The following is a 25,461-nucleotide window of genomic DNA, read 5'->3' on the forward strand; positions in this document are numbered from 1 at the left end:
TCAACGATGAAGGCAGGCGTCTGGGGTGTGTGCCCCGGAAAAGCACCAGAGCAGAAGTTTGTGGTGATCTACCATAGCTCTTCTGCCAGCAAAGAGACACTATGACGCGCGTCATTATCTATTCAGGCAAAGGTGGAACCGGTAAAACCACCATCTCAGCGGCTACGGCTACCTTGCTGGCTCGCACCGGACGGCGTACGCTCGTTCTCTCTAGTGATCCGGCGCACTCGCTGGCCGATGCGCTTGGCACCGAGATTAGCCGCGATCGTCCAACGGCGATTGCGCCCCGACTCTATGGCCTGGAGATAGATACAATTTATGAGTGGCGCCATAATCTGGGTGGCTTTCAACAGTTTGTGGCCTCAACCTATTCGAACCGGGGCATTGATCGCTCGACCGCTGCGGAACTGGCGAATCAACCTGGCCTCGATGAGATCCTTGCCCTCCAACGGATGATGACTGAGGCTGAGAGTGGGCGCTGGGACGCGATCGTGCTTGATACGGCTCCGACAGGCAATACCCTGCGCCTCTTGGCGTATCCCGAGATGATTATCGGTGGCGATGCCGGTAAGAAGTTCTTTCGGGTTTATCGTGGCCTGGCGAATTTTGCGCGCCCCTTTAAACGCGATCTCCCCGATGACCGTTTCTTCAATGAGGTCGGGTCGTTGCTGGAACGAATGGATAAGCTCGCGAATTTCTTGCTGAGTCCTGAGATTTCGGTGCGCCTGGTGCTCAATCCCGAGAAGCTGCCGCTCCTTGAGACTCGCCGGGCCTATACGTTCTTGAATCTCTATGGCTTGATGGTTGACGCGATTATGGTCAATAAGATCTTGCCCCTTCGCGCTGACCTTGGCCCCTATTTTGATTATTGGGTGAGCCTCCAGCGAGGCTATCTGCAAGATATTGATGATAGCTTTATGCCTACCCCTATCTTCCGTACTGTTTTGCAAGAGGGTGAGCCGATTGGGATGCCGGCCCTTGAAGCTATCGGGCGGGCCACGTTTGGTGAGCACGATCCAGGGGCGCTGCTCTTTGATGAGCGCCCGATCTGGCTTGAACAGTGGAGTGAAGAGGGTGAGCCGGGACGGTATGACCTCTGTATGAAGTTGCCGTTTATCAATGAGGAAGAAGCGGTTGATTTGGTGCGTAGTGGGCCGGATCTCGCTGTGTCGATCGGCCGAGTGCAACGTACTATTGCGTTGCCGCGCATCCTGTATTCATGCACCATGGGTAACCATCGCTATGAAGAGGGTGTGTTGCGTTTGGAGTTCTGCGAGGGTACCGGTGATGAGGCTGGTCTCCCCATTGAAGAAGAACCCGATAAGTTACGGGTTGAGGCAGCATAATCATGAAGTTATTGATCTTCTCCGGCTTTAGCCAGATCTTGCAGAGTACTGCCGCCATCGCCTCGGCTTGCCATGCGGCTCGTCGTGGGCAGCGTGTCCTGCTTGCTTCGGTTGGGCCGGGGCATGTGCTTGGTTCATTGCTTGGTCAGAGCCTGGGATCACGTCCGATGGAGTTGGAAGCGAAGCTGGCTGCGCTGGAAATCAATGCGCTCAGTGAGCTCGGGGCGCGCTGGGACGATGTACGTCCGTCGTTGCGTAGTGGCCCCGCAGCGAAATTGCGCGAGCTTGGCCCCGAAGAACTGCCTTCGTTCCCCGGTATGGATGCGATCGCAGGGTTGCTGATCGCAGAAAAAGCCCGCCAGTCCGGGCGCTTTGATCTGGTGGTGCTCGATGGCCCGTCTCCCGAAGGCCTCGTGCGGGCGATGACGCTGCCCGATGTGTTGCGCTGGCTGACCCGCTTGATCTTTGGGCTTGACCGTGGTGCCGGACGTTCGCGTACCTCTCAAGAGGCGGCGTTTATTCCTGCCGCTTTGCTTGGCCCCAATGCGGTCGCGCCCCTCCAGGATCTGCGCGTTGAGCTTGAAGTGCAACGTGCTCGCCTTGATGCCGCGACCGGTACCCGAGTACGGTTGGTGGCAACGAGTGACGAACTGGTGCTTCCTCCTACCCGTACGATGCTGACGGCCCTCGGCCTCTATGGGCTCGCAAGTGATGAGTTGCTCGTTTCAGGCGAGCCTTCGACGGTTAGTGATGCGACGCGCCTCGAATTTTCACCCGAGACAAGCAAGGCTCGCCCACACTTGCGTATCCATCCGCTCGTTTCAAGCTCTGCTAATCGTGATGATTGGGCTCTGCGCGGGGCCGCGCTCTATCATGATGGCGAAGTCTTTGACCCCGCAAAGTCGCCCCGTGAATCCGCAGGCGACCGCGAAGTGAAGTTGCATATCCCCTTCCTCGACTCGAAAGAGTTGGATATTGCGCTGGCAAGCGAAGAAGTTGTGGTTCGCCTTGGTCAGTTGCGCCGCCACGTGCTGCTGCCTGGGATTGCGAGTGGTGGCCGTTTGCGTGCCAAAGTCGATGCCGATGAAGTGCTTCGGCTTTGGGTTGAGTGAGCGTTTGCCCTCTGGAGAAGTAGCGATGTTGAACGAAGAGACCCGCCAGTCAGCAACAAGGTTGGGCACAGGGATCCCCCCCGCGCCAACGGCAAAATATATCACCTATCGGGAAGAGGTCGCAACGAAACTCGCAGGTAAGTTGAGTGCCCGCGAGCGTCGACGCCTCGAAGCCGAAGCATATCTGATGAGTCGGGCGAACTTTGTTGAGTTGAATGGGGTTGTGCATCATTATATGGATGTCGGGCCACGCGATGGCGAACCGCTGGTGCTCATTCACGGCTGGGATTGCTCTTCGTACTGGTGGCATCATATTATTGACCCCTTGGCTTCAGTTGGCTATCGGGTGATTTGCTATGATCTCAAGGGTCATGGTTTTTCCGATAGCGATCCGCGCCGTGATTATACGGTCGCCGGATTTAGCAATGACCTGCGTGCCCTTGCTGATGCACTGCAGTTGCCGCCCCACCATGTGTCGGCTTTCTCGCTCGGGGCCTTCGTGGCTCTGCATTACGCCGATACAAATCCTGATCGGGTTCGCTCGCTGACCTTCTTTAATTTTAGTCTGATTTCTTATAATCGGGTAGCTTCGGCCCTCATCCCCGGCATGCTCGATACCGTCTTTAATACGGTGCTGCGCCCGATCGAGCGCCGTGGTCTCTGGTGGATCCCTTATATCTATGCGCTCGTCGTGCTGTCAAAGAATACCGCGCTGGTGAGTGATGTCAAGCTGGCGACGCTGAGTCTCCGCTGCTGTGATCCTGCGGCGGTGCGTGTCTCGGCTGAAGAATTGGCCCGACGTGAGATCCTCGAAGCGGTCGCCGCGCAGATGGCCCGGGTTTACCATCCTACGTTGCTCGTGGCAGGTTCAGGCGATCCGATTATGCGCCCTCAGGGTGGGCGTAAGTTGATGCAACTCGCCCCCAATGGACAGTATCTAGAGGTACCACGTTGTGGGCATCTGATCCTTTTTGAACTGCCCGAACAGGTTATTCAGATCCAGCGCCTCTTTTTACGGGGTGTGCGCGAATAGTTTTGGATTGCAACTCACGGCATCTCAGCCCAGCTGAGGTGTCTCAGAAACTGGAAAGTGCCAACGAGGAAGTCATATGCAGCTACTGCTTCGAGCAAATGGTCAGCAAGCCGTGATCACGATGGAGCAAGCCGGCGATCAGGTATTGATGGTGGGCGAGTACCGCTATCGGCCTGCACAGATGGCCCGCAAGGTGCGGCGCCTTGCCGGTGCCATGTGGGGGGCTGATCTGGCAAGTGATATTCTCAATGAGAGACTCACCTTTGAGGCGCTTGATAGTGGCAAGCCAAGTGGCCCCTGGACAGATAGTGGCAGTTTTTCGCCACGCAGTGGTTCGTTTGTGAGCCTCGGTCGCTGGGACGAAGATGGTACGGTTGGCATTGCACTCCACGAACTGGCTCACGAGATGCACCTCCGTCGCGGTGGGTATGATGCTTCTGATGGAGTCGTCCGCGAGGCTGTGTCGCTGATGGCCGAGCGCGAGGCTGGCCTTGAGCGGACATTTGAGCGTGAACCGTACTATACGGCAAGCAATCTGATCAGCCAACTTGCCGCTCTCAGTGCTTTTAGCCGTCAGCCGTTTCATAAACGCTGGGATGAGCTTATGGACCTGACGAGTGATACGGGCTTGTCGGATCTGGTCAATTTTTACCTTGATAAGAGCGAGCGCTTTGGTCTTGAACGCTGGTTGAAGCGTTTTACTGAAGACCTCGATTTGCGCGATGCTATCCTGGGGAAATTGGCCGCGACGACATTGCGCTATAGCCTCGAATTGCGCCGCAAGCTGATTGGCAACTTGGTACGCTGCGGCCCTCAGGTGCAACCTGATCAACTCGCGTACGTGCTTGACTCGATCATCACGCTTGACCGACGCTACCCTGGTGATGACCTTGGTCGGATTATTGATTTCTGCTTCGCCCCCCATATGCAACCGAAACGGCGGCTCCTGGCGCTGGGGTAATGTGCGCGGAACACCGCGCTTATGATTGAGAGGACAGGCATATGTCCAGTTCAAATTCGTACAGCTGGATGCCGGAGTGGTTACGCAAGTTCCTGAACCTTGATAGCGAGCCAACAAGCTATGGTTCGGCAAGTAGTGTGAGCACACAGTCCAGTTATTCGCCACCTGATCGTAAGTCGTTCAGCTATACGCCACCTCAAGCGACCTATACGCCGCCCCAGGCGACCTATACGCCGCCCCAGGCGACCTATACGCCGTCTTCCCAGGCGACTTATACGCCGCCCTCTTTAGGCGAGGCACCAACGGCTGACAATGCAGAGACACCACCGCGTTTTGCGATTGAAGGCTCGTGGAAGCCGAACACGCCACCCCCGCCTGCCCCGCGTACCAATGGCAATGGTAGCGGCAATGGCAATGGTTCCTCGTACAATCTCGAAGGCTATGTTCAACCGATTGGCTATGGCGTGCGTACCTATCTACGAGGGTCGCTACCTCCTCAGGGGCTTGAGCAGTTTACCCGTGAATTTCGGGCGACCCTGACGGATGTCTGGAATTTCTGGAGCTATTGGACACGCTTCCAGACGGATGAACTGGTGCGCATTGGTCGTGAAGCGGTTGATACCGTGATTGACAATCTGCCTGGTGATAGTTCGGCCAGCAGTGCGCCGACGGTGCGCCGTATCAAGGTCAATATGGCCAATGGCAATGGTCAAAACAAAACTTCGGTAGCCCCCGAGGCAAAAGCTGCCCCCGAGGCAAAAGCTGCCCCTGAGGCAAGTGGCAGCACCCCTCCACCTGCTGCTGCTGACAAGCCAGCCGATACATCGGGCAGTGCCTCGCCAGGTGGATCTGAAAAAAACAAGAAGCGGCGATGAGCGCGCTTGAAGGAACGGAAATGGGTGCTGTGCAATGCAATTGGGGGCCACAGGCCCCCACTCTACCGTGTAGCCCTTGTGTTGCATAGCTTGAGGAGAGAAGGGTATGCATAGACCGATTGTTATTGTAGGTGGGTGGCTCTCATCGCCCGGGGACTATCTGGGGTTTGCCCGGATTCTCGCTCAACCGCCTTACAATCGCATTGTCTATATTACTGATTTTGGACGAACCCAGTGGGCAGCGTTGCGTGACCCTGATTTTACGCCGATCCTGAATGTTGTGGCCCGTACGGTTGAACTGGCGTTGCACGAGACAGGTGCCGAGCAGATTGACCTGATTGGACACAGTGCCGGTGGTCGGGTTGCTCGGGCGTATCTTGGCGACCAGCCGTACCATGGGGTGGTTTACAATGGTCAACGCCACGTGGCGACCTTGACGACGCTGGGAACAGCCCATACGACCTATGAGATTTGGGTTCAAGAGTTTGCCGGAATGGTCAATGGTCGCTATCCGGGGGCTTACTATCCACATATTCGTTATACCTCGGTGGTTGGGCAGAGTGTGCAGGGCAAACGTCTGGGGACACCCGAAGAGATTCTTGCCTTCCGCTCGTATGAAGTCTCGTTCGGCGATGGTAACCAGCTTGGCGATGGCATTATTCCTACCCATGCCTGTTATCTTGAAGGAGCCGATAACCTGGTGCTTGAAGGTGTGCGCCATGCACCCTACAATGCTCCACGGACATGGTATGGCGCACGCGATGTCGTGTTGGCCTGGTGGGAGGGCAGTAGTCTTGATGAGACGGTGCCTGGTAGCCAGTCAGCACTGCTGAGCGGTCTTGCGCATGGGTAGGGTCGCAAGAACTGGTCAAAAATATTGACCAGGACTTGCTCGTTTTGTACTATAATACAATTGCATGTTCAAAAGGCTAAGTGACCGACAAATTCTGTATGCAATGGCCCTGGTCAGTGGTATCTCACTTGTATGTTATACCGCCGTACTCCGGCTCTGTCGACTTGAAGCACAGGAGCATCAAGCCGAGCGCGCCGCACAACGTACACGATTGGCGAATCTCGCACACGTGCTTGACTGGGTGATGAACGCGATGGTTGCCATCGTGGGAATTGGAAGGCTCTTTCGCGAAGAGAATTTTGGGGGGCAGCATCAGCCCCGGTGGCTGAAGATCTATTTTATGATTACCGGCCCACTACCAACCATTGGCATGGTTGGTGCGATGATCACGGGTCATCGTTGGGGGCCACAACTTGGGAGTGATCCCAGGCGGCGACAGATCCATCGGGCGTTTGCCTGGGTTGGCTACATTAGTTGGTGGCTCAGTTATATTCCGATCTTTGCCCAGCCACTGCTCAATCGCATTAGTGAAGAGCCTGTTGAAGGTTCGCAACCGTTAAGTGAGTAGAAAGACCACAAACATGACCAGTGCGGAGGCACAGTTTCGTTGTTTTCCGAATTGTCGCTGTATGAGCGATGATGCTGAACTCTACTGTTCTATGGAACGGGCCTATGATATGGTCTTCAAAGGCACCGTTGACTTCTTTGTGATCAAAGCGGCGTATGATCTTGGTTTGTTCGAGGCGATGGCGAGTGGGCCTCAGGAGGTTGAGACGCTGGCAAAAGCAACGGGCAGTGTCCCGATGCGTCTTGAGCGGTTGTTGATCACCATGGAACAGATTGGCCTGGCGCACCTGCACGAAGGGATCTGGGCGCTTACCCCATTTGCCGAGCAGTTCTTTACGAACCCCGAGCAACATCGCAATATGACGATGCTGCCCTTTGTCAGCTATATGACTGACTTGATCCAGACCTACTATTCCAGTCTGGCTGATGTGACCCGTGGCAAGATGGACTTTACCAGTCATGTGCCTCATCCGCCTCGTACCCGCGAAGATAGTATCTTTTATGAAACCATCCATCGCAGCAATATCCACTTTGTGCAGAAATTCCTGCGTGATCATGCGGAATTGCATGGGGTCAAAGCATTGACTGATGTTGGCGGTGGCATTGGTGATATTGCGACTTCGTTGTGTGATAAATACCCAGAGTTGCAGGTAACCCTGATCAATTTGCCGAGCGCGCTTGATCTGGTGCGTGAGAATGCAAAGGAGCGCGGGTTTGAGGGGCGGATCAAACCAATTGCGATCGATATGTATCGCGATCCCTATCCCAAAGCTGATGCGGTGCTTTTTGCACGGATTCTCTACCCGATGAATCGGCAATTCTGCACAATGCTGCTGCAAAAGGCCTATGAAGCCCTGGAACCGGGTGGGCGCGTGCTCGTCCTTGATATGATTATTAGTGATCGCAACAAACCGAATTATGACTATCTCACCCATTATCTCTGTGGGATCGGCATGAACTTCTCGGTACTCGAATTCAAAGATCACGCCATCTATCCCGATTTGCTGCGGGAAATCGGGTTCGATCAGGTGACGTTTGCCGAAGGCTATGATCATGTGCTCTATCAGGCGGTGAAAGTCTGATTGCGTACGCTTATCGTGTGCAAGCGACCATATCTGAGTGTTAAAATGCTCTCTACTTCTGAAAAACAGGTGCCACTCGGCAAAAAGATCAGGGCTCATATTGATCTGGCTGATCCGGTGACGTGGATCTCGCCTTCGATTGTTACGATCTGTGGTGCCCTGGCATCCGGCCCATTGATTGGTTTTCAGTGGACAAATGTGCAACACTGGGCGCTTGTCATGCTAGGGGCATTGATGACTGGGCCGCTCGGGACGGGATTTAGCCAGAGCATCAATGATTACTATGATCGTCACCTGGATGCCATTAATGATCCTGAACGTCCCATTCCAGCCGGGCTTGTCACGCTCAATGAGGCTCGCCTGAACTGGATGTTTTTAGCAACAGCGACGCTAGTTGTCTCGTTTGTCTTTCAAAATCTCTGGATCGTCTTGCTGGCCCTCGGTGGGTTGGTTTTGTCGGTCGTTTATAGTATGCCGCCAATCAAACTCAAAAAACATTTCTGGCTTGGCCCGCCTGCGGTCGGGTTGGGCTATGTCAGTATGAGTTGGCTGGCAGGGCATCTTATTTTTGCCCCGCTCACCTGGGAGAGTGTGGTTGTGGCGTGGATCAACGGCGCACTCGCCGCAGGTTTGCTCTTTCTCAACGACATTAAGAGCGTTGAGGGTGATCGGCAGCATGGGCTGCAATCGCTAGCGGTGGCAATTGGGGTGCATAAAACGTTACTGGTCGCCTATGTGACAATTAATCTGTCACAGGCGCTGCTGATGGTTCTGGCGATTGTGTGGGGTTACTACGCTATCGCCGTGTTTATTGGATTGTCAATCGTTGTCCCGATTTATAATCAAATTAAACTCTATCAGGATCCATCGCAGAAGAACTATGTGCGGTATTTGCTTGCGAGCAATCCGTTCGTAGCGATTATCCAGTTCTTGTCGGGCTTTATGGTCGGCGGCTACTTTCGGTGATTGCAGATGGCAGTTGCTGCTCGGTGGAAGATGGACTGATGAATGGTATCAGAGGCTTCCATCGCATCTGTAATCGGTAAGAGCACAAGGGAGGAAAACATGTCGGAAACCACAGGTGAAGTGAGAGTGCGTAGCGTCCGCCCACAGCGGAATGACAGCGCGATGGAGTCGGCAGTTGAGTTTGGTGGCGGGATCGTGCGGTTCGGCTTTTCGCTGGTCACGCTGCCGTTTGCCTTGCTCCCCAGCGAGAGCCGACAGCATATGCGCAATGCCTCCAAGGAGTTGATGTACGCGTTCGCCAGCCTGCCCAAAGATTTTGCTGATATCGCAGGCGAGGCTATTGAGGAGTGGGCCGCTCAGGGTGAGGATGCTCCGGCCAAGCAAGCGCCGAAGGATGAACTCGTTGCTGGGTAAGCGGTCTGAAGACGATAGAAGGAGTGACGCATATGAGCGAACAAACAAGCGTAGTCCGCACAGAGCGTGATGGTGTGTTCGAGATGGGCGCGGCATTCGTAGGAGCTGCGGCACGCATCGGTCTGACGATCGCTTCGGCACCGCTGGTGCTCTTGCCCCGTGGCTCACGCCGCCGGGTACGTCGGGCGATGGTTGAAGTGGCCCGTGCGGTCGTTGTGCTCCCCAAAGAACTGGCGAATGTCTCGGAGCGAGTGGTGGATGACATTTTCACCGGTCCGGCTCCGACGTTCAATTTGCCAAATTTGCCAAGCCCTGACCGGATCGGTGAGCGTGCCCGTGCGTTTACCGAGCGTCTGGCGAAGGCTGCTGATGAGTTTGGGGCCAGTGTCGGTCGTGCGGCTAACCGTGCTGCCGATGGCGTCGAGCGCACGGCAGCGAAGGTGGATGAGTGGGTTGAAAAACCCCCGACGACGCCCTCGGCCTGATATGACGATGGTCGTTCCCCTGAGGTGATGCTGTTTGCTTACATTGCTGAACAGGCAGCATCACTTCGCGCAGTGAGGAACTAGCCTCGCTGCGTGGTTGGGGCCAGATGACAATGGGCCTGGATTGGGGGCGGCTGGTGAGCCGCCCTTGTTGTCGTCATGAGCGTCGCGAAGGCTGCGAATCCGTGCATTGATTTTTCAAAATCATGGTATGCTATTGGTATGCAAATCATCATTCTAGGTGCCGGTTATGCCGGTTTACGAACCGCGCTCGATCTTGATCAGATGCTCCGTGAGCGTGGACGCGACGACAAGGTTGTTCTGGTTGATCAGTTTTCGTACCATCAAATAGTACAGATTCTGCATCTTACGGCTACCGACAGATCGCCTCAAGAAAAGGCGATCTATGAGCTCACTCCATTGTTGCGCACGACGAGCGTTGAGTTCGTGCAGGGCCATGTCAAGCTCGTCGTGCCTGATCAGCGTGAGGTGCAGTTTGATGATGGACGGGTCTTGCCGTATGATCGACTAGTCCTTGCGCTGGGGGCCGAGACTGATTTTCGTGATGTGCCCGGGGCGCGTGAGCATACGCTTCCCCTGCGTACCTATCAGCACGCAGTGCGCCTTCGTGACCATCTGATTGCTCAGTTCGAGGCGGCCGCTCGTACGAATGATCCGGTGGAGCAGCGGATCTTGATGACGACGGCTGTGGTTGGCGGTGGCTATACCGGGTGCCAATTTTCGGGTGAACTCGCCGGCTGGGTGAGTGAGCTTTGTCAACGAACAGGGGCACCACGCGGGCAGGCGCGCATTGCGCTGCTGCACCGTAATCCTCGTTTGCTCGAGCATTTTGAGCGTTCTTCCTCGCTTGAGGCTGCGCGAGTGCTCGATCAGTTGGGGGTAAGCATTTACCTTGATACCAGTGTGACCAGTGTTGAGCCGCGTTTGTTGCGGGTCAATGATGGGCGTATCTTGCGTGCAGCCACCCTGGTCTGGGCTGGAGGCATTCGTGCCCCGGCGCTATTCGCGAACTCGGGGTTTGTTGTTGATGAAATTGGGCGGGTTCTGGTTGATCGGTATATGCGGGTTCACGACCAGGCGCTGGTCTTTGCTATGGGCGATTGTGCCGCGATTCCCGATGGTTCGGGTAGCATGGTGCCGTCTACGGCAAGTTATGCGATGCGCCAGGGTGAGCATATGGCCGAGTCCTTGCTTGCCGAGGTGATGGGACGAGCCCCCCGTTCCTATGAGCCGCTCAAACTTGGTGAACTGGTCTCGTTGGGTCCCAAAGATGCTGTTGGTAGCCCCCTCGGTCTTCCCGCTAGAGGCTACCCGCTTATTCTGCTCAAAAAAGGAATTGAGCAGTATTACCGTGCGTCGATTGAGAGTCCGTCGTTGTGAGGAGTTTTGGCTATGATTGTGCAAGAAGAGTGGGTCTCGATTACGACAACACCAGATGTTGTTGAACGCCATTTGACCGAGCCAGCCTTGATGGCGCAGTGGCGTTCACCGCTGGTGCAACTTCAACCTATTGAGGGTGACTTGATGAGTCTCGGCAGTGTCCACAAGATGCGCCTGGTCTCATTGGGGTTGGCAGGGTCTGATTATACTGTGGTCGAACGTGACCGTGAACATATTTTGATGAAGATCAATGGCCTCTGGGAAGGTCAAGAGTTGTGGCGCTGGTTTGCCGATGGCTCGCGGGTGGTGGTGCAGAACCGGGTTGAATATGAAGTGGCGAATGAGGGCCTGCGGGTGTTTGTGCTGGGCCTGGGGCGCTTCGTGGCGGATCTGGATATGCGGGTGCAACTCTTCCGCCTCCGTGAGTTGATCGAAGGGCCGGCCTCTGGACGTTCGTCAGATGGGCGTGGCCCCCAGCGGATTGTGGTTGAGGAATAACGTGTCGCGAGGCTCGCTTGACGGGGCAGTGGCTGAGTCCAGTGCCCCGTTTGTTATGCCCTGAGGCGTTGGGTAAGGTTGTCTTTCTGTAACAGCTTTTCAACTATTCTACTACACCAGAACATGCTAGGATGACGGCATATGTTGTGGGCTTGTGAGACGATCCTCGTCAGGAAAGGTAGCGGCATGGCACAGCAACAGCGCCGTTTTAGTACACGTGATGAAGTCTATTTGAATAGTCCAGGCTTTGAGAGTTTTATCGTGGCCGGGATGGTCTTTGCGGCTCTTTTTACGGCCATCTTTATCTATAGCATCAAAGCCCATGCCGAGTGGATGGTCTGGCCTGGGATTGCTATTGCTGGCGCAGCTTGCCTTGGAACCCTCAAGTTCCTGCAACGTCGCGAATATCAGCGTAAACTGGCTGAGCTTGAGTCTGAACAGGAGCAGTTGCAGCACTAAGGATTGACGCAAAGGCGCAAAGGTTTGATGCAACTCTATGCGTACCTTTGCGCTTTTGTGTTGTTGCGTCAAACAACCCGTTTGATCTGCAACGTATGGTGGCTAGCTGCGGATGGTGCGTTGGAACATCGAGAGGGCTAGCCAGGTACCGAGGATGGCAAAGAGCGTGACTACGGCGATGCTGAGGGTCAGCGGCAGGGTTGCGGTTGTGCCAAAGGCAAGGGTGCGGATAGCGTCGATCAGGTAGGTCGTTGGATTGAGCAAGACAATGGCTTGCATCCAGCCTGGCAAGACGGCAAGGGGATAGAGCGCGTTCGAGGCAAAGAGCAAGGGCAGGTTGAAGAGAAAGATCATGCCATGGTAGCCCGCAATCGAACGTGAAACTGCAGCAACGGCGAGCGCAATGCCGCTGAAGCCCAGCGCAAAGAGCCCGAGCAGGATCAGTGAGACGAGCCACCCGGCGGGGTTGAGCGCGAGACGTGCGCCCATCAAGATCCCAACCACCAACATGAGCACAGCCTGAAAGAGGGCTTTGGTTGCGGTACTCGTTGCACTGCCGAGCAAGATGCTGAGGCGCGGGATCGGGGCAGCGAGATACTCCTTCAGAATGCCACGCAGCCGTTCGTCGAGCATCACCATGCCCCCACCGACCGCCCCGCCGAGCACACTCAGCGCCAGAATGCCCGGCAGGATGTAGGACATATAATCGCGACCCTCAATCTCGCTGATCAGTCCACGCATGCCTACCCCAAAGAGGACGACCCAGAGTACGGACTGCAAGGCGAGCCCGAGCAGTTCCTCGCGGTTGCGGAGGAACTTGACCATGTGCTTGTTCCAGATGACATAGGTTGCGTACATAGTGTGGTCTTTCAATCGCGCAGGGCATTGCCCGTATGGTGGAGGAACACGTCGCCCAGCGAGGGCCGGGCGACGGTGACATCATCGATCTGAAAATGATTGGCACCTGCGCTCGCCACGATTTCGGCGAGACGACGACTGCCACTATCGACATAGACCAGCACAAATTCGCCCAGAGTGTCAAGGTCAACCCGGATCACAAAAGGCACGCTCTTCAGGTGGGCAACAAACTGATCTCGTTCGCCCTGCCCCCGTACCCTGATCACATCGGCGCCCAGGTTACTCACGAGCGTAGCGGGCGCATCTTCAACTACCAGTCGCCCCTTGTCAACGATGCCGACCCGTGCCGCCAGTGCTTCGGCCTCGTCCATATAGTGGGTCGTGAGCAAGAGGGTCAGATCGCGGGTCTGATTCAGGTCGCGAATATAATTCCAGATGCCAACGCGGTTCTGTGGATCGAGACCCTGGGTTGGTTCATCGAGAAAGAGGATCTCAGGATCGGTCATCAGGCCACGGGCGAGTTCGAGGCGGCGCTTCATCCCCCCTGAGTACGTGCGGACACGGCGGTCAATGGCATCAGTGAGTTGCACCAACTCAACCAGTTCGCTGATGCGGCGCTGGCGTACGGCGGTTGGTTGGCGGTAGAGCCGTCCGTGGATATCAAGAACTTCGCGACCGGTGAGATCCTGATCCACCACAATATCTTGAAAGGTCACCCCGATCCGTGTGCGTACCTGGTTGGCCGCGCGCACAACATCATACCCAGCAACAGAGGCAGAGCCAGCCGTTGGGACAATGAGCGTCGTCAGCATGTTGATCGTCGTTGTTTTGCCGGCCCCATTTGGCCCGAGCATCGCATAGATGCTGCCGCGGGGCACCGCCAGATCAATCCCAGCCACCGCTGTCAGATCACCATAGCGCTTGACAAGTCCGTGGGCTTCAATCGCAAATGTTGTCATAGGGTTCGTAGTATGTTGGAGCTAGCTAGGTGAGCTGCTCTTCGATCCAAGCAAGTTCAGCCGCAACGTGGATCAGATGATGGCGGATGATGGCAAGATGATCGGCGGGGAGGATCGTCTCAAGGCTTTTGAGTTTCTGCTGATGGGCCAGGATATTCTGGCGGCGTGTTTCAAGCAAGGTACGCACCTCGGCAGGGGGGAGATGATGGTGAAAGATCAGGCCAATATCATTGGCATAGGTTGGAGGGGTATAGGTGGCAAGATTGGTGCGTAGCAGGGCTTGAAAATGGGTTTCACCGGCGGGGGTAATGCGATACACGCGTCGTTCGGGGCGGTTGCCGGTGCGCTCGGTCTCTTCGGTAACATACCCTTCGTGGCGCAGACGCTCAAGCAGATAGTAGGCTGTTGAACGTTTGAGGTCAACACAGAACGCCATCTGCTCGTCAATAAACTCGTTGATCTGGTAGCCGTGCATCTCTTGACGGCGCAGGAGACCAAGGAGCAAAAGCTGGCGTTCGCTGTGATCTGGCATTCGTCTGGCCTGCACTGGTTGGCTAACCGAAATAGTCAGATTTGAGTATAACGAAAAAAGATCGCGCTGTCAAATCTCACCTCGTGAGTACGTGTTCCCATGTGGGGTGACCGGCAAGCCTGGGAGCGAGGGCGTCCCGCCCTTGGAATGCTTTCGAGGGCGGGACACCCTCGCTCCCAGGAGAAGTGTGAACAGTTACCCTCGTGAGTGGGTGTCACAGGAGTCCCGACTTCAGGCGGCTGAGCTAGAAGCCGACTGAAGTCGGCACTCCGAGAGGATGTGCGCTCATGGTTGCACAAAGATCTGATACGACCCATTGCGGGCCGCAGCGGCATTGACGGTATAGCGCAACTGGCCGCGTTCATTGGTACGGACAGAGCCGGAGCGCGTGACTTGGAGATCGGGGCGGGCGGCGACGGCGAAGACAACCGATCCTTCGGGTTGGAGCAGGGACAGGGTCAGATCGCCCGACTCGACACCAACGATGACGATCACCTGTAATTCCGTTGCGGGCAGGCCCACATCAAGGGTTCGTTCTTGCTGCCCTTCCGCACCGACAAAGGTTGTCAAGAGATTGCCACTGCCATCTTGCAAGTCAATCATCGTTGTTTCACCACTGATCAAGAGGCATCCAGTCAACAGGAGCAGCGCGACAGTTGTGGCGAGCCGGTGCAACCAGGTGAAGTACCGGAGGGAGCGGCGTTGTTTAGCCATACGACTCGGGCCGATAATCAACGTGATAGGTTTCAGCCTCGGGCACCGGCTCAACCTGGAGGGGGCGACGACGGATGATGCGAAGGCTCGTGCCGCAACGGGGATTCGCGCAAACGACAAGCGACCCTGGCGTAATATACTTCTGCAGGGCAAGCTTCTGTTTGCAGGTTGGGCATGTGACAAATTCGACGTTCACAGCGATCCCTTTCAGGTAAAGAGCGCATCAACAAACGTCTGAGCATCAAAGAGGGCCAAGTCAGACATCTTTTCGCCGGTACCGAGATAACGAATCGGTCGTTCGATATCCTGCGCAATGGCGAACGCGATCCCCCCCTTGGCGGTACCGTCCATCTTGCTAACGGCCACATCGGTGACCCCGGCAGACTTGAGGAACGCCTTGGCTTGCAAGACCCCATTTTGGCCGGTTGTCGCATCGATCACGAGCAACACCTCGTGGGGGGCGTCGGGGATCTTGCGAGCAATAATATTGCGCATCTTTTCAAGTTCTTGCATCAGATTGAACTTGGCTTGCAGACGGCCTGCGGTATCAATGATAAGCACATCAACTTGCTGTTCGAGCGCCGCATCAATCGCCTTAAAGACGACTGCCGACGAGTCGGCCCCTTGCCCAAGGCTAACGCAGGGCACACCAGCGCGTTCGGCCCATGTCTCAAGTTGTTCAGTGGCGGCAGCGCGAAAGGTATCGCCTGCGGCTAACAGGATGCTCTTGCCAAAGCGATATTTCATGCGATGGGCGAGCTTGGCGATCAGCGTGGTTTTGCCAGCCCCATTGACGCCAACGACGAGGATGACAAATGGTGTGGGTGTCGTGGCGGATTGGGGGCGCACCTGATCCTGGAAGACGCGCACCATCTCGGCCTTGAGCATATCGCGGGCCTCGCTCGCCTTTTTGGTGCCATAGCGGTTGACGCGGTCTTTGGTACGATTGACGAGATACTGGGTTGTTTCGAGGCCGACATCGCCTTGAATCAACGCTTCTTCCAGTTCATCCCAGAGTTCTTCGGTCACCGGATCATCGGTCGCAAACATCTGCGCGATGCGCCCGAAAATCCCCTGACGGGATTTTTCGAGACTCTGTGTAACCTGTTCCTCTTCAACTTTAGCTTCTTCTTCTGTGCGTGGCGCATCCTGTCCGCGCCCAAATAAGCGTTTGAACATAGGCTCTGTATTGATCCTTATTGGTAATTTAAGAACATTCTACAGCAAATTATAGCGCCTTTCAGCGAAGTGTGGGTGGCGAACTTGGAGTCAGAACTTGCCGAGCACGATCCTCTGTGGTACAGTAGGTTACTTTCCTCGTGCAAGCAAACAACGTGGGCTGATCGCTAGCGGATCAGCGTGAGCGAAGGTTGAGATCTATGCCGATTGCAATGATCGTTCATGGCGGTGCCTGGGACATCCCGGATGAGCAGGTGGAGGCGCACATTCATGGGTGCCGTGTCGCGCTGGAAGCGGGCCTGAGGATTCTGCGGGCTGGTGGGACAGCATTGGAAGCGTGTGAAGCGGCGGTTCGCCTGATGGAAGACGATCCCATTTTTGACGCGGGCACCGGCTCGGTTTTGACCAATGCGGGCACGGTTGAACTAGATGCAGCCCTGATGGACGGTCGTTCGCTGCGTTATGGAGCGGTGGCTAATCTAAAGCGCATCCGTAATCCGATCAGCCTGGCACGTCATGTGCTCGAAGGCCCGGCGACCTTCATTGGTGGTGAAGGGGCCGAGCATTTTGCGGCCAGTTGTGGCATGCCTTTTTGTGACAATGCGGAATTGATTGTCGAGCGTGAAGTGGCTCTGTGGCAAGCCTGGAAGACGAGTCGTCGTCAGGACGAAGAGAGTACCCTGGTGGCACAGCCCGATCCTGCTGCGGTACATGGTCATGATACCGTGGGGGCGATTGCGCTTGATAAGAGTGGCAATCTTGTCGCGGCCAATTCAACTGGTGGCACGCCGTTCAAGCTTCCGGGCCGTATTGGTGATACCCCGATGGTTGGATGTGGTCTGTATGCTGATGCAACGATTGGTGGAGCGGTTTGTACTGGTTGGGGTGAAGGCATTGTCCGCGTGGCGCTGGCCCGCCGTGCAATTGAACAACTCGAGCGAGGTGTCCCGCCCCAGACGGCCGCAGAAAGTGCGATGCATACCCTCGCCCGTTATGTGGATGGGGGTCGTGGCGGCTGCATCATCCTGACCCCGAGTGGTCAGATTGGCCTGGCCTGGAATACGCGACGGATGGCGTATGCCTACGCAACCGAGGATACTCCGCTTATTGCGGGGGTCTGATCGATTTTTGCCGTTGATTCGCCTAGACAGATAGACGTACAGCGGCTACAATGGTCAACGGCATTTCCCGCCTGTGGATCGAACGACCACAGCAGGCCGCTTGTAGCCCTGGCAAGCCTGAGTGAGGAGAGCACATGGTTCGGCTGGAACACGAAATTTTGTTTACCCCGATTCCCGAGCGTATCGCCCGTCTGCGCGAACTTGCCTACAACCTTTGGTGGACCTGGCACCCCGAGGCGCAGGATCTCTACCGCCAGATCGATCCTGATCTGTGGGAGCTTGATTACCACAATCCGGTCGATTTCCTGCGTGATGTTCGTCAGCGCAAGCTTGAAGAAGCATCAGCTAATGCTGGCTATCTTAAGCTATATGACGCTGTGATGAAGAGCTTCGATGCCTATGTTGGTGCAAAGAAGACCTGGTTTCGCAAGCACTATCCTGATATCAAAGATGTGCAGATCGCCTATTTCAGTGCAGAGTTTGGCCTGCACGAGTCGCTGCCCATCTATTCAGGGGGCCTTGGTATTTTGTCAGGCGATCACGTCAAAGAGGCGTCTGATATGGATCTGCCCTTTGTGGCAGTTGGCTTTATCTATCCACAGGGCTATTTTCGGCAGCGCCTTGACCCGAGTGGCTGGCAATTTGCCGAGTACAACAAGATGAACTTCGCCGATGTGCCTGCGATTCCGGCACTTGACCCCGAGGGGCACGAGGTTGTCATTGAGGTTGAGTTGCCTGGACGCACGATCTATGCGAAGGTCTACAAGTTCAAGGTTGGGCGGGTCGAGTTGTTGTTGATGGATACGGATATTCACCCGAATAGCCCGCAAGATCGCGAATTGTCGGCGCGTTTGTATGGTGGCGACCAAGAGATGCGCATTTCGCAAGAACTGGTGCTTGGCATTGGCGGGGTGCGTGCGCTGCGTCGCCTCGGGTATAGCCCGACGGTGTGGCATATGAATGAAGGGCACTCGGCCTTCCTGGTGCTGGAACTCTGTCGTGAACTGGTGGTTCAGGGCATGACCTTTGAAGACGCGATGCAACAGGTAAAGACGCAGTGTGTCTTTACAACCCATACCCCTGTGCCGGCAGGCAATGATGCGTTCCCGTTGCCCTTGATCGAGCGTTTCTTCTGGAGCTACTGGCCACAGTTGAATCTGACTCGTGATGAGTTTATGTCGATTGCGTTGCAAGAGCAGCAGTGGGGGCCGACCTTTGCGATGACGGCGCTCGCGTTGCGGGCTTCCGACTACCACAACGGGGTGAGCAAGCTGCACGGCCATGTTGCCCGCGGGATGTGGCAGTGGCTGTATCCGGGCAAGAGCCGTGATGAGGTGCCGATTACCTCCATCACCAATGGCGTCCATACCTCAACCTGGCTTGCGCCTGAATTGCATGAGCTATTCAATGCGTACCTTGGGAAGACCTGGGAAGACAATCTGGATGATCCCAAGGTCTGGAAGAAGATCTATCAAATCCCTGATGATGTCCTGTGGAATACGCGTCAGGGCCTGAAGAGCCAGTTGATTACCTTTGCCCGTGGGCGTCTGGCTGCGCATTACAAGCATCTTAACCAGAATGCTCCGGTCTGGCCGGTCCTCGAAGATGGCATTCTCACCCTTGGCTTTGCGCGTCGTTTTGCGACCTACAAGCGCGCCACGCTCATTTTCAAGGATATCGAGCGGCTGAAGTATCTGCTCAACCGGCCCGGCAAGCCGATCCAGATCATTTTTGCGGGTAAAGCGCATCCCAAGGATGATCCTGGCAAACTCTTTATTCAGAATGTCTACCAACTGGCGCAGCAGCCAGGTCTGGCTGGGCGCATTGTTTTCCTGGAAGAGTATGATATGGCGGTCGGGCGGTCAATGACCCAGGGCGTTGATGTCTGGTTGAATAATCCGCGACGACCTTACGAGGCGAGTGGCACTAGCGGGATGAAAGCCAGCCTGAATGGGGCACCGAATTGTTCGATCCTCGATGGCTGGTGGCCCGAGGCGTACAATGGCAAGAATGGCTGGGCTATTGGCGAAGAGCGTGAGTATAGCAATCAGGATGAGCAGGATTGGAATGATGCACAGTCGCTCTATCACCTGATTGAGCACGAGATTGCCTCGACATTTTACGATGGACGCGATGCCAATGGGGTGCCGACGGCGTGGGTTCAGATTTGCAAAGAAGCCATCGCCACTGTTGCACCGGCCTTTAGTATGCGCCGTATGCTCGCTGATTATGTGAGCGAGTTGTATATGCCGGCGGCGGGTTCGGTGACCAAGTAAGCTTGACATAAGGCTAAGGTCTTGAGGCTAGGGTGCTCCCTCCACCAGTAAGCAAAACTGACTGGTGGAGGGAGCATGTTGTTGTCGGGAGAACCTGTGACTTCCCCAACACTTGAGGCTATCTATACTCGGCTCCTGGCCCATTTTAGTCGGCTGCATGGGCCGCTCGCGGTGCGCCCCTGGTGGCCGATTTTTGGTGACGATCCCGCTTTCGAGATGCTTGTTGGGGCTGTGCTGGTGCAGCAAACACGCTGGGAGGCGGTCGAGCAGGTCGTTCAGCGGTTGCTTGCGGCTGATCTGTTGTCGCCTGTTGCCCTGGTGCAGGTGGAGGTTGCTGACCTAGGGCCACTGTTGCGCCCGGTGGCGTTTTATCCGCAGAAGGCGAGCGGATTGCGGGCGCTTGCTGCTTATATTGTGACCGGATATCAGGGGAGGACGGCGACGCTGTTGGCGCGTCCCTTGGAAGAGCTTCGCGCCGAGTTGCTTGCGTTGCCTCGGATTGGCCCCGAGACCTGCGATGTGACGATGCTCTATGGCGGTGGGCATCCGGTCTTTGTGGTTGATGCGTATACGCGACGACTCTTTGCGCGTGTTGGGCCTGCTCCTCACCAGCATGAACCTGAACGTTGGTGGCGCGACCGTTACGCGCAAGTGCGTCAGACGATTGAAGTGACTCTGGCCCATCCCGTGCCCGCCGAGCCGCCGGTGGCGCTCTATGCCGAGTTTCATGCGCAGATCAACGAGGTCTGTGTGCGCTATTGCCTTGCTCGTCCGCGCTGCGATGGGCCTCCATCGCGCCGAGTCTATAGTCGTCAGGATGGTCGTGAGAGCTACCTTGACCGTGCTGATGGCTGTCCGTTACGGGAGATCTGTCGGTATTATCGTGAGGAGCAGCACGATGCAGCGTCGCGAGGAAGCAGTGGTCGCAAGCGGGGGAAGCCTGCTTGAAGTGCTGATGGTCTTTACCCGGCTTGGATTGACGTCGTTTGGCGGGCCAGTGGCGCATCTGGGCTATTTTCGTGAAGAGCTTGTGCAACGGCGGCGCTGGGTAGACGAGGCGACCTATGCTGATCTGGTGGCGCTCTGTCAGTTTCTGCCAGGCCCTGCAAGTAGCCAGGTTGGTATTGCGCTGGGAACGGTACGGGCAGGTATCTGGGGCGGCCTGATGGCTTGGCTTGGTTTTACGTTGCCCTCGGCTCTGGCTCTGACGGCGTTTGCGCTTGGTTTGACTGCCCTGGGTACTGGGAGCGACAGTGGTTGGCTCCAGGGCCTCAAAGTGGTTGCCGTCGCTGTGGTGGCCCAGGCCGTCTGGGGGATGGCGAAGAATTTGACGCCCGATCGCCTGCGGGTGACTCTGGCTTTTGCGGCTGCGGTGCTGATCCTGGTCTGGCCAACGGCGCTTAGCCAGGTATTTGTGCTTCTCGTGGGAGGGTTGGTGGGTTGGCGTTTGCTGAACGATGGCTCGGTTGGCACGACGCAGACGACGACCGCGATCCGCGTCCCGCGCTTGTTATCCTGGCTGAGCGTTGTTCTGATAGTTTTCGGCCTGGTTGGGTTGCCTTTGCTGACGGCCACAACGCAGAGCCAGCCGATTGCGTTGATCGACGCCTTTTTTCGGGCTGGTTCGCTTGTCTTTGGTGGCGGGCACGTTGTGTTACCCCTGCTTGAAGCGTCTGTGGTTGCACCAGGATGGGTGAGCGCCGAACAGTTTATGGCGGGTTATGGGGCGGCTCAGGCGGTACCGGGCCCGCTCTTTACGTTTGCAGCGTATCTTGGTGCGATCAGCAGCGTTCCACCAAATGGTTTGCTGGGGGCGGCTATCGCACTAACTGCCGTCTTTTTACCCTCCTTTTTCCTAATCTGGGCGGCTTTGCCCCTCTGGGCGCGTCTGCGTTCGGCGGCACCTGCGCAGGCAACCTTGCGCGGGGTGAATGCAGCAGTGGTAGGTATTTTGCTCGCTGCCCTGTATGATCCGGTGATTACCAGTGCAATCCGAGGCCCACTTGAGGTGGCGGTGGCGCTGCTTGCCTTTGCCGCGCTGCAATTTTGGCGTGTTGCGCCGTGGATTGTGGTGATCGGGACTGCCCTGATCGGGGCGGTCGTGCTGCGATAACCCTAACGTCGAACACCACGGGTAGCCACCGATGCGCCACGACGGTGGAGTTCGCGTAGATCGCGGCTGACGGTGGCGGTGCTGACCTGCAGCATCCGTGCGAGGTCGGCCAGCGTCGGTGCAGCCTCTTGCTCGCTCGCCTGGATAAGCAGGTCGTGCAGGTTCCGTTGACGTGCCTCGCGGTTGTGCCGTTCATCGGTATTGTTTGGGAGTGACCAGAGAAGCCGTACTTCTTCCCAGGGATGCAAGGGTCGCCCGGTTGGAGCATATTTGCCGGGGAGGGTCATCAGGGCTGTTTGCGTCTGTTGACGTGTGACTGCGCGTGCGAGGCGTTTGGCAAAGGGTGTTGTCTGCATTCCTGCGGCGAGGTCAGGGGGGAGCGTTGCTGCCTGGGTACAGAGTTGGTCCCAGGCTGTCTGGTAGAAGCGGGCGGCTTCACCGGTCTCCCCAAGCAATTCGGCAGTGAGCCCCAGGTAATAGCGTGGATCGACCAGGGTCTGCACGCGGGCCTCAAGCGCTTTCGTGCTTGCGGCCAGGTGAGCGTGTGCCTGGGCAAAATGCCCCTGGCGGGCAGCCGCGAGCGCGGCGATAGCGGTGATCAGGGCCTGGTAGAAGCGTACCCCCATGTGCATATAGATCCGTTCGGCCTGGTCTACTGCGTCCTCGGCCAGGGCAAAATCGCCGACTTCCAGGCCGATCAAGGCTTGCCAGAGCTCGATTTCGCCGGCGACACGACGATCATCGCCGGTACGATTGCTTGCGCGGGCGGTCGCCAGATGATCGCGGGCAGAGGCAAAAGCCTGGGTTGCCAGCGCAAGCATAGCCTGGCGGCAATTGGTCAACGCCGCATTGCCCCCGCGCTCGTGCCAGAGGGCAATGGCCTGGCTCAGCAAGTTCTCGGCGCGGTCGAAGGCCCCAACGAGGATCATCAATTCGGCTAGATTCTCGAGGTCAGGCGGGTCAACGGCAGCACTGCGTGCGCAACTGGCGATTACCTGTTCGTACCCGCAAATTGCCTCGGCCAACTTGCCTTCAGCCTGATCCAGTGCGGCCAAGTTGGCACTCGCCACCAACCCGGGCATGACCAACCCGTGCGTGTCACAAAAGGCCTTGACCTGGTTGTAGTCGGCGCGTGCAGCCCCAAAATCACCGGCAAAATGGTGATAGACAGCGAGATTTCCGAGGGCGGCCACCTCATCTTCGATTGAGCCGCACGCCGCAGCCAGATCGCGTGCGATCTTCAGATGCGCGATGCCTTCGTGCAACATCTCGAGGCGCTGGGCCACCTTGCCATATTGAAAATGCAGCCGAACCAGTTGCTCTGGGGTGGCGTCGTTGCTCAATTGCTCAAGGGCCGTACGAATTTTTGTGAGCGCAGCCTTGTTCGCGCCAAGGGTGAGCAGGTACTCGATTTCGGCAATAGTTAACTGTAGGCGTAACTGCCCTTGCGCTGGCAAATAGCCGTTGAGGGTCGCGATCACCGCCGCTTGTTCTTCGGCATGTTCAGGTGGATGCCAGTTCCAGACCTGAAGTTGTTCAAAGAGCAGTTCAATATGGTACTCGGTATAGAGGGCCGACGTCAGGTTGCTTTGCGCCAGTGCGTCGAGCGCGTGTTTGATCAGGCGGAGGGCGACACGATAATCGCCTCGTCGCCGTGCCTCTTTGCTCGCGGTGATGAGCAGCGGTAATGCCGTCTCCCACGCCTCTGCGGCAAGGGCGTGCAAGGCACGGCGCAAGGGCGACGGACGAACATGTTTGTCAGGTAAGGCCAGCAGACGGGCATGATAGGTGCGTCGTGATGGCGCGTCGAGCCGCTCGCGGGCGGCCTGGGCGATCAGGGCATGCGCATACGTGTAGCCAGAGGGACACTGGCGGACGATATGGCGCTGAACCATGCGTTGGGCCTGTTCAATGGTGCTTGGCGCAGACCAGTCGGTCAGTTGTACCAGCGCTTCAACGCTCAGCGGTTCATGCTGCAGAGCCATCAAGGTGAGCAAGGTGAGCTCGCGTTCAGTAAGGCTGTCGAGCCTGAGGCCGACGGTATGGGCGAGATCAGGCACTGGCTCGAGCTCGAACAGGCCCCCGTCAAGCATCCAGCGCCCATCACGATCACGGCGAAGTAACCCATCTTCGAGCAACCAGGTCACAACTTCGCGTAGAAAGAGCGGGTGTCCTCCGGTGAAGGATACGATCTGTTCGACAGCGGCATCTGTCCACGGTCCCAGGGTCTCTTCAAGCAGCATGCGACACGCTGTCTCATTCAGCGAGGCAAGCTCCAGGCAACGTCCTGTAGCAAGCGTACCGAGGCGTTGAAAGGCTGCCCAGCGCCCGTCTTCTTCGCGTGCTGCTGGACGGTAACTCACGATCAGCATCAGCGGGCACCTGGTATGCATGGTAGCGAGTCGGGACAACAGGGCCAGATCCGCCTCGCTCGCCTCGTGCATGCCATCCAGGATGAGGAGGAGCGGTGTATGGCTGGTTAAACCTTCGAGCAGGCGCACGATGGTTGCGTAATACGACTCAGCGGAGAGTTCAGCGTGCCTTGAGATCTGGGGCGTGAGTCCGCACACATCGTTAGGGGGAAAGAGCGCTGTTACCTGGTGATACCAGGCTGCTGGGAGGATGGCAGCTAGGAGTTCGTAATGCAACGGGGTTAGCAATGATGCCAGGGCCTGTTCTATCGTGCTATGGGTGGGGTCTGCTGTCGCCCGTGCGACCTGCCAATCGCGCCAGCGGGCATCGCCAGCCACATGGTCAAGCAGATAACTCTTGCCAATGCCAGCCATGCCTTCAAGCAAAACCAGGGTTGCTTGAGAACCGGCTTGATCCATCCAGGTCAAGACGCGCCGCCGTTCATCGTCACGTCCCACAAGCGGTAACGTAGTCGGCAGCGCGGTTGGGGTTGGCCGTATCGGTGGAGTGGTCTGGCGGATGAGGTACCGATAGGCCTGCTCGGTCTCGGGCCTTGGGGTAAAGCCAAATTCACGCTGGAGATGCTGGCACCATTGTTCATATTGCCTGATCGCCTCGCTTCGCGAACCGAGGGCTTCAAAGACATGGAGCAAACTGACCTCGGCGACCTCGCGCAGGGGATCGAGTTGCAGCAACCGTAAGAGTAGATCGCGTGCTGATGTGAGGTGTCCTGCCTGGAGATCAGCTGAAGCGCACTGCTCTAAGCGGTTGAGTAAGCGTAAATGCAGCCTTTCGCGGGCAGGCAAGACCCATTCGTGATCGAGTTCAGGGCAAAAGATCGGCTCGGGGCAGGCGAGCAGCAAGGTGCGCTCGACTTGATCGGCTGGTTGGCGTAACAGGTGCTCGAAAACGATCAGATCACAATCATCCTGTGGTGCGAGAGTTAGTGCAAGGGTTGTTGGGGTTGTTTGCAGCCGTGCCGCAGGCAAGAGGCGGCGTAACAGGTAGATCGTATCAGAGAGGCGGCGTCGGGCCACAAGATCTGGCAAATCAGGATCAAGTTGCCCCACCAGATAGCTACGGTCAACCGGACGACCGTGGTGCAGCAAGAGATAGGCGAGCAGGGCGTGGGCGCGTGAACGGGGAGGTAGGGCAAGCGTCGTTGCCCCGAGCATGGCGCGAAATGGCCCGAGGATCCAGAGTGAGAGCACGGATAAGGATGTGATATCGTGCGAGCCCATACAT

General features: G+C 56.8%; 25 protein-coding genes. 18 read left to right on the forward strand and 7 right to left on the reverse strand.

The window, feature by feature from the left end:
* The first annotated feature begins 101 nt into the window (after positions 1-101).
* The 14 genes from EYB53_RS02695 (at position 102) to EYB53_RS02760 (ending at position 12,052) form a co-directional block, all read left to right on the forward strand.
* A complete protein-coding gene (locus tag EYB53_RS02695; protein WP_129671968.1) occupies positions 102-1,346 on the forward strand; it encodes an ArsA family ATPase in 1,245 nt (414 codons plus the stop codon).
* A 2-nt stretch (positions 1,347-1,348) separates the two neighbouring features.
* Positions 1,349-2,458, forward strand: a complete 1,110-nt coding sequence (locus EYB53_RS02700) for an ArsA family ATPase (RefSeq protein ID WP_135476471.1) — start codon at positions 1,349-1,351, stop codon at positions 2,456-2,458.
* A gap of 25 nt (positions 2,459-2,483) precedes the next feature.
* Positions 2,484-3,491: an alpha/beta fold hydrolase gene (locus EYB53_RS02705; protein ID WP_135476473.1), complete on the forward strand. Its 1,008-nt coding sequence runs from the start codon at positions 2,484-2,486 to the stop codon at positions 3,489-3,491.
* Positions 3,492-3,567: 76 nt separating this feature from the next.
* A complete protein-coding gene (locus tag EYB53_RS02710) occupies positions 3,568-4,452 on the forward strand; it encodes a hypothetical protein (RefSeq protein ID WP_135476475.1) in 885 nt (294 codons plus the stop codon).
* Between the two features lie 41 nt (positions 4,453-4,493).
* On the forward strand, positions 4,494-5,327 hold the full coding sequence (locus EYB53_RS02715; RefSeq protein WP_135476477.1) for a hypothetical protein: 834 nt from the start codon (positions 4,494-4,496) through the stop codon (positions 5,325-5,327).
* Positions 5,328-5,433: 106 nt separating this feature from the next.
* The gene (locus EYB53_RS02720) at positions 5,434-6,180 is read left to right on the forward strand and encodes an esterase/lipase family protein (protein WP_254150849.1); all 747 of its coding nucleotides are present in this window, start codon (positions 5,434-5,436) and stop codon (positions 6,178-6,180) included.
* Positions 6,181-6,244: 64 nt separating this feature from the next.
* Complete coding sequence (locus EYB53_RS02725) at positions 6,245-6,748, forward strand: hypothetical protein (RefSeq protein ID WP_135476479.1); 504 nt, start codon at positions 6,245-6,247, stop codon at positions 6,746-6,748.
* Positions 6,749-6,761: 13 nt separating this feature from the next.
* Positions 6,762-7,829 carry a bacteriochlorophyllide d C-20 methyltransferase BchU gene (gene bchU, locus EYB53_RS02730; protein ID WP_205712563.1) on the forward strand — a complete coding sequence of 356 codons (1,068 nt, stop codon included), beginning with the start codon at positions 6,762-6,764 and terminating at the stop codon, positions 7,827-7,829.
* A 45-nt stretch (positions 7,830-7,874) separates the two neighbouring features.
* On the forward strand, positions 7,875-8,795 hold the full coding sequence (gene bchG / locus EYB53_RS02735) for a (bacterio)chlorophyll synthase (RefSeq protein WP_135476481.1): 921 nt from the start codon (positions 7,875-7,877) through the stop codon (positions 8,793-8,795).
* A gap of 99 nt (positions 8,796-8,894) precedes the next feature.
* Positions 8,895-9,209, forward strand: a complete 315-nt coding sequence (locus EYB53_RS02740; RefSeq protein WP_097650453.1) for a hypothetical protein — start codon at positions 8,895-8,897, stop codon at positions 9,207-9,209.
* A gap of 32 nt (positions 9,210-9,241) precedes the next feature.
* Positions 9,242-9,694 (forward strand): hypothetical protein, encoded by a 453-nt coding sequence (locus EYB53_RS02745; protein ID WP_135476483.1) that lies wholly within the window; start codon positions 9,242-9,244, stop codon positions 9,692-9,694.
* A 222-nt stretch (positions 9,695-9,916) separates the two neighbouring features.
* Positions 9,917-11,095 (forward strand): NAD(P)/FAD-dependent oxidoreductase, encoded by a 1,179-nt coding sequence (locus tag EYB53_RS02750; RefSeq protein WP_135476485.1) that lies wholly within the window; start codon positions 9,917-9,919, stop codon positions 11,093-11,095.
* Positions 11,096-11,107: 12 nt separating this feature from the next.
* Positions 11,108-11,593, forward strand: a complete 486-nt coding sequence (locus tag EYB53_RS02755) for an SRPBCC family protein (RefSeq protein ID WP_097650407.1) — start codon at positions 11,108-11,110, stop codon at positions 11,591-11,593.
* A 186-nt stretch (positions 11,594-11,779) separates the two neighbouring features.
* The gene (locus tag EYB53_RS02760) at positions 11,780-12,052 is read left to right on the forward strand and encodes a hypothetical protein (RefSeq protein WP_135476487.1); all 273 of its coding nucleotides are present in this window, start codon (positions 11,780-11,782) and stop codon (positions 12,050-12,052) included.
* 102 nt (positions 12,053-12,154) lie between these two features.
* On the opposite strand, the gene EYB53_RS02765 is transcribed toward EYB53_RS02760, so the two are convergent.
* The 6 genes from EYB53_RS02765 to ftsY form a co-directional block, all read right to left on the reverse strand.
* The gene (locus EYB53_RS02765) at positions 12,155-12,910 is read right to left on the reverse strand and encodes an ABC transporter permease (RefSeq protein ID WP_135476489.1); all 756 of its coding nucleotides are present in this window, start codon (positions 12,908-12,910) and stop codon (positions 12,155-12,157) included.
* Positions 12,911-12,921: 11 nt separating this feature from the next.
* Complete coding sequence (locus EYB53_RS02770) at positions 12,922-13,869, reverse strand: ATP-binding cassette domain-containing protein (protein ID WP_135476491.1); 948 nt, start codon at positions 13,867-13,869, stop codon at positions 12,922-12,924.
* Between the two features lie 25 nt (positions 13,870-13,894).
* Complete coding sequence (locus tag EYB53_RS02775) at positions 13,895-14,401, reverse strand: PadR family transcriptional regulator (RefSeq protein ID WP_135476493.1); 507 nt, start codon at positions 14,399-14,401, stop codon at positions 13,895-13,897.
* Positions 14,402-14,686: 285 nt separating this feature from the next.
* On the reverse strand, positions 14,687-15,115 hold the full coding sequence (locus tag EYB53_RS02780; RefSeq protein WP_254150850.1) for a hypothetical protein: 429 nt from the start codon (positions 15,113-15,115) through the stop codon (positions 14,687-14,689).
* Complete coding sequence (locus EYB53_RS02785) at positions 15,108-15,311, reverse strand: hypothetical protein (protein WP_135476496.1); 204 nt, start codon at positions 15,309-15,311, stop codon at positions 15,108-15,110. The genes EYB53_RS02780 and EYB53_RS02785 overlap by 8 nt, the downstream gene beginning before the upstream one ends.
* A gap of 11 nt (positions 15,312-15,322) precedes the next feature.
* Positions 15,323-16,294: a signal recognition particle-docking protein FtsY gene (gene ftsY / locus EYB53_RS02790; RefSeq protein WP_135476500.1), complete on the reverse strand. Its 972-nt coding sequence runs from the start codon at positions 16,292-16,294 to the stop codon at positions 15,323-15,325.
* A gap of 200 nt (positions 16,295-16,494) precedes the next feature.
* On the opposite strand from ftsY, the gene EYB53_RS02795 reads away from it, so the two are divergent.
* From EYB53_RS02795 to chrA, 4 genes are all read left to right on the forward strand, one after another.
* The gene (locus EYB53_RS02795; protein WP_135476504.1) at positions 16,495-17,415 is read left to right on the forward strand and encodes an isoaspartyl peptidase/L-asparaginase family protein; all 921 of its coding nucleotides are present in this window, start codon (positions 16,495-16,497) and stop codon (positions 17,413-17,415) included.
* A gap of 134 nt (positions 17,416-17,549) precedes the next feature.
* Entirely contained in the window at positions 17,550-19,691 is a 2,142-nt protein-coding gene (glgP, locus tag EYB53_RS02800; protein ID WP_135476506.1) for an alpha-glucan family phosphorylase, read from the forward strand.
* Between the two features lie 96 nt (positions 19,692-19,787).
* On the forward strand, positions 19,788-20,639 hold the full coding sequence (locus tag EYB53_RS02805; protein WP_371879056.1) for an endonuclease III domain-containing protein: 852 nt from the start codon (positions 19,788-19,790) through the stop codon (positions 20,637-20,639).
* Positions 20,590-21,804, forward strand: a complete 1,215-nt coding sequence (gene chrA, locus EYB53_RS02810) for a chromate efflux transporter (protein ID WP_135476511.1) — start codon at positions 20,590-20,592, stop codon at positions 21,802-21,804. Before EYB53_RS02805 ends, chrA begins: the two co-directional genes overlap by 50 nt.
* 2 nt (positions 21,805-21,806) lie before the next feature.
* Here chrA and EYB53_RS02815 read toward each other — a convergent pair whose 3' ends face one another.
* Positions 21,807-25,457 carry an ATP-binding protein gene (locus EYB53_RS02815; protein WP_167857227.1) on the reverse strand — a complete coding sequence of 1,217 codons (3,651 nt, stop codon included), beginning with the start codon at positions 25,455-25,457 and terminating at the stop codon, positions 21,807-21,809.
* Positions 25,458-25,461: the final 4 nt, after the last annotated feature.

This window comes from Candidatus Chloroploca mongolica (genome assembly GCF_004762035.2).
Classification (GTDB): Bacteria; Chloroflexota; Chloroflexia; order Chloroflexales; family Chloroflexaceae; genus Chloroploca; species Chloroploca mongolica.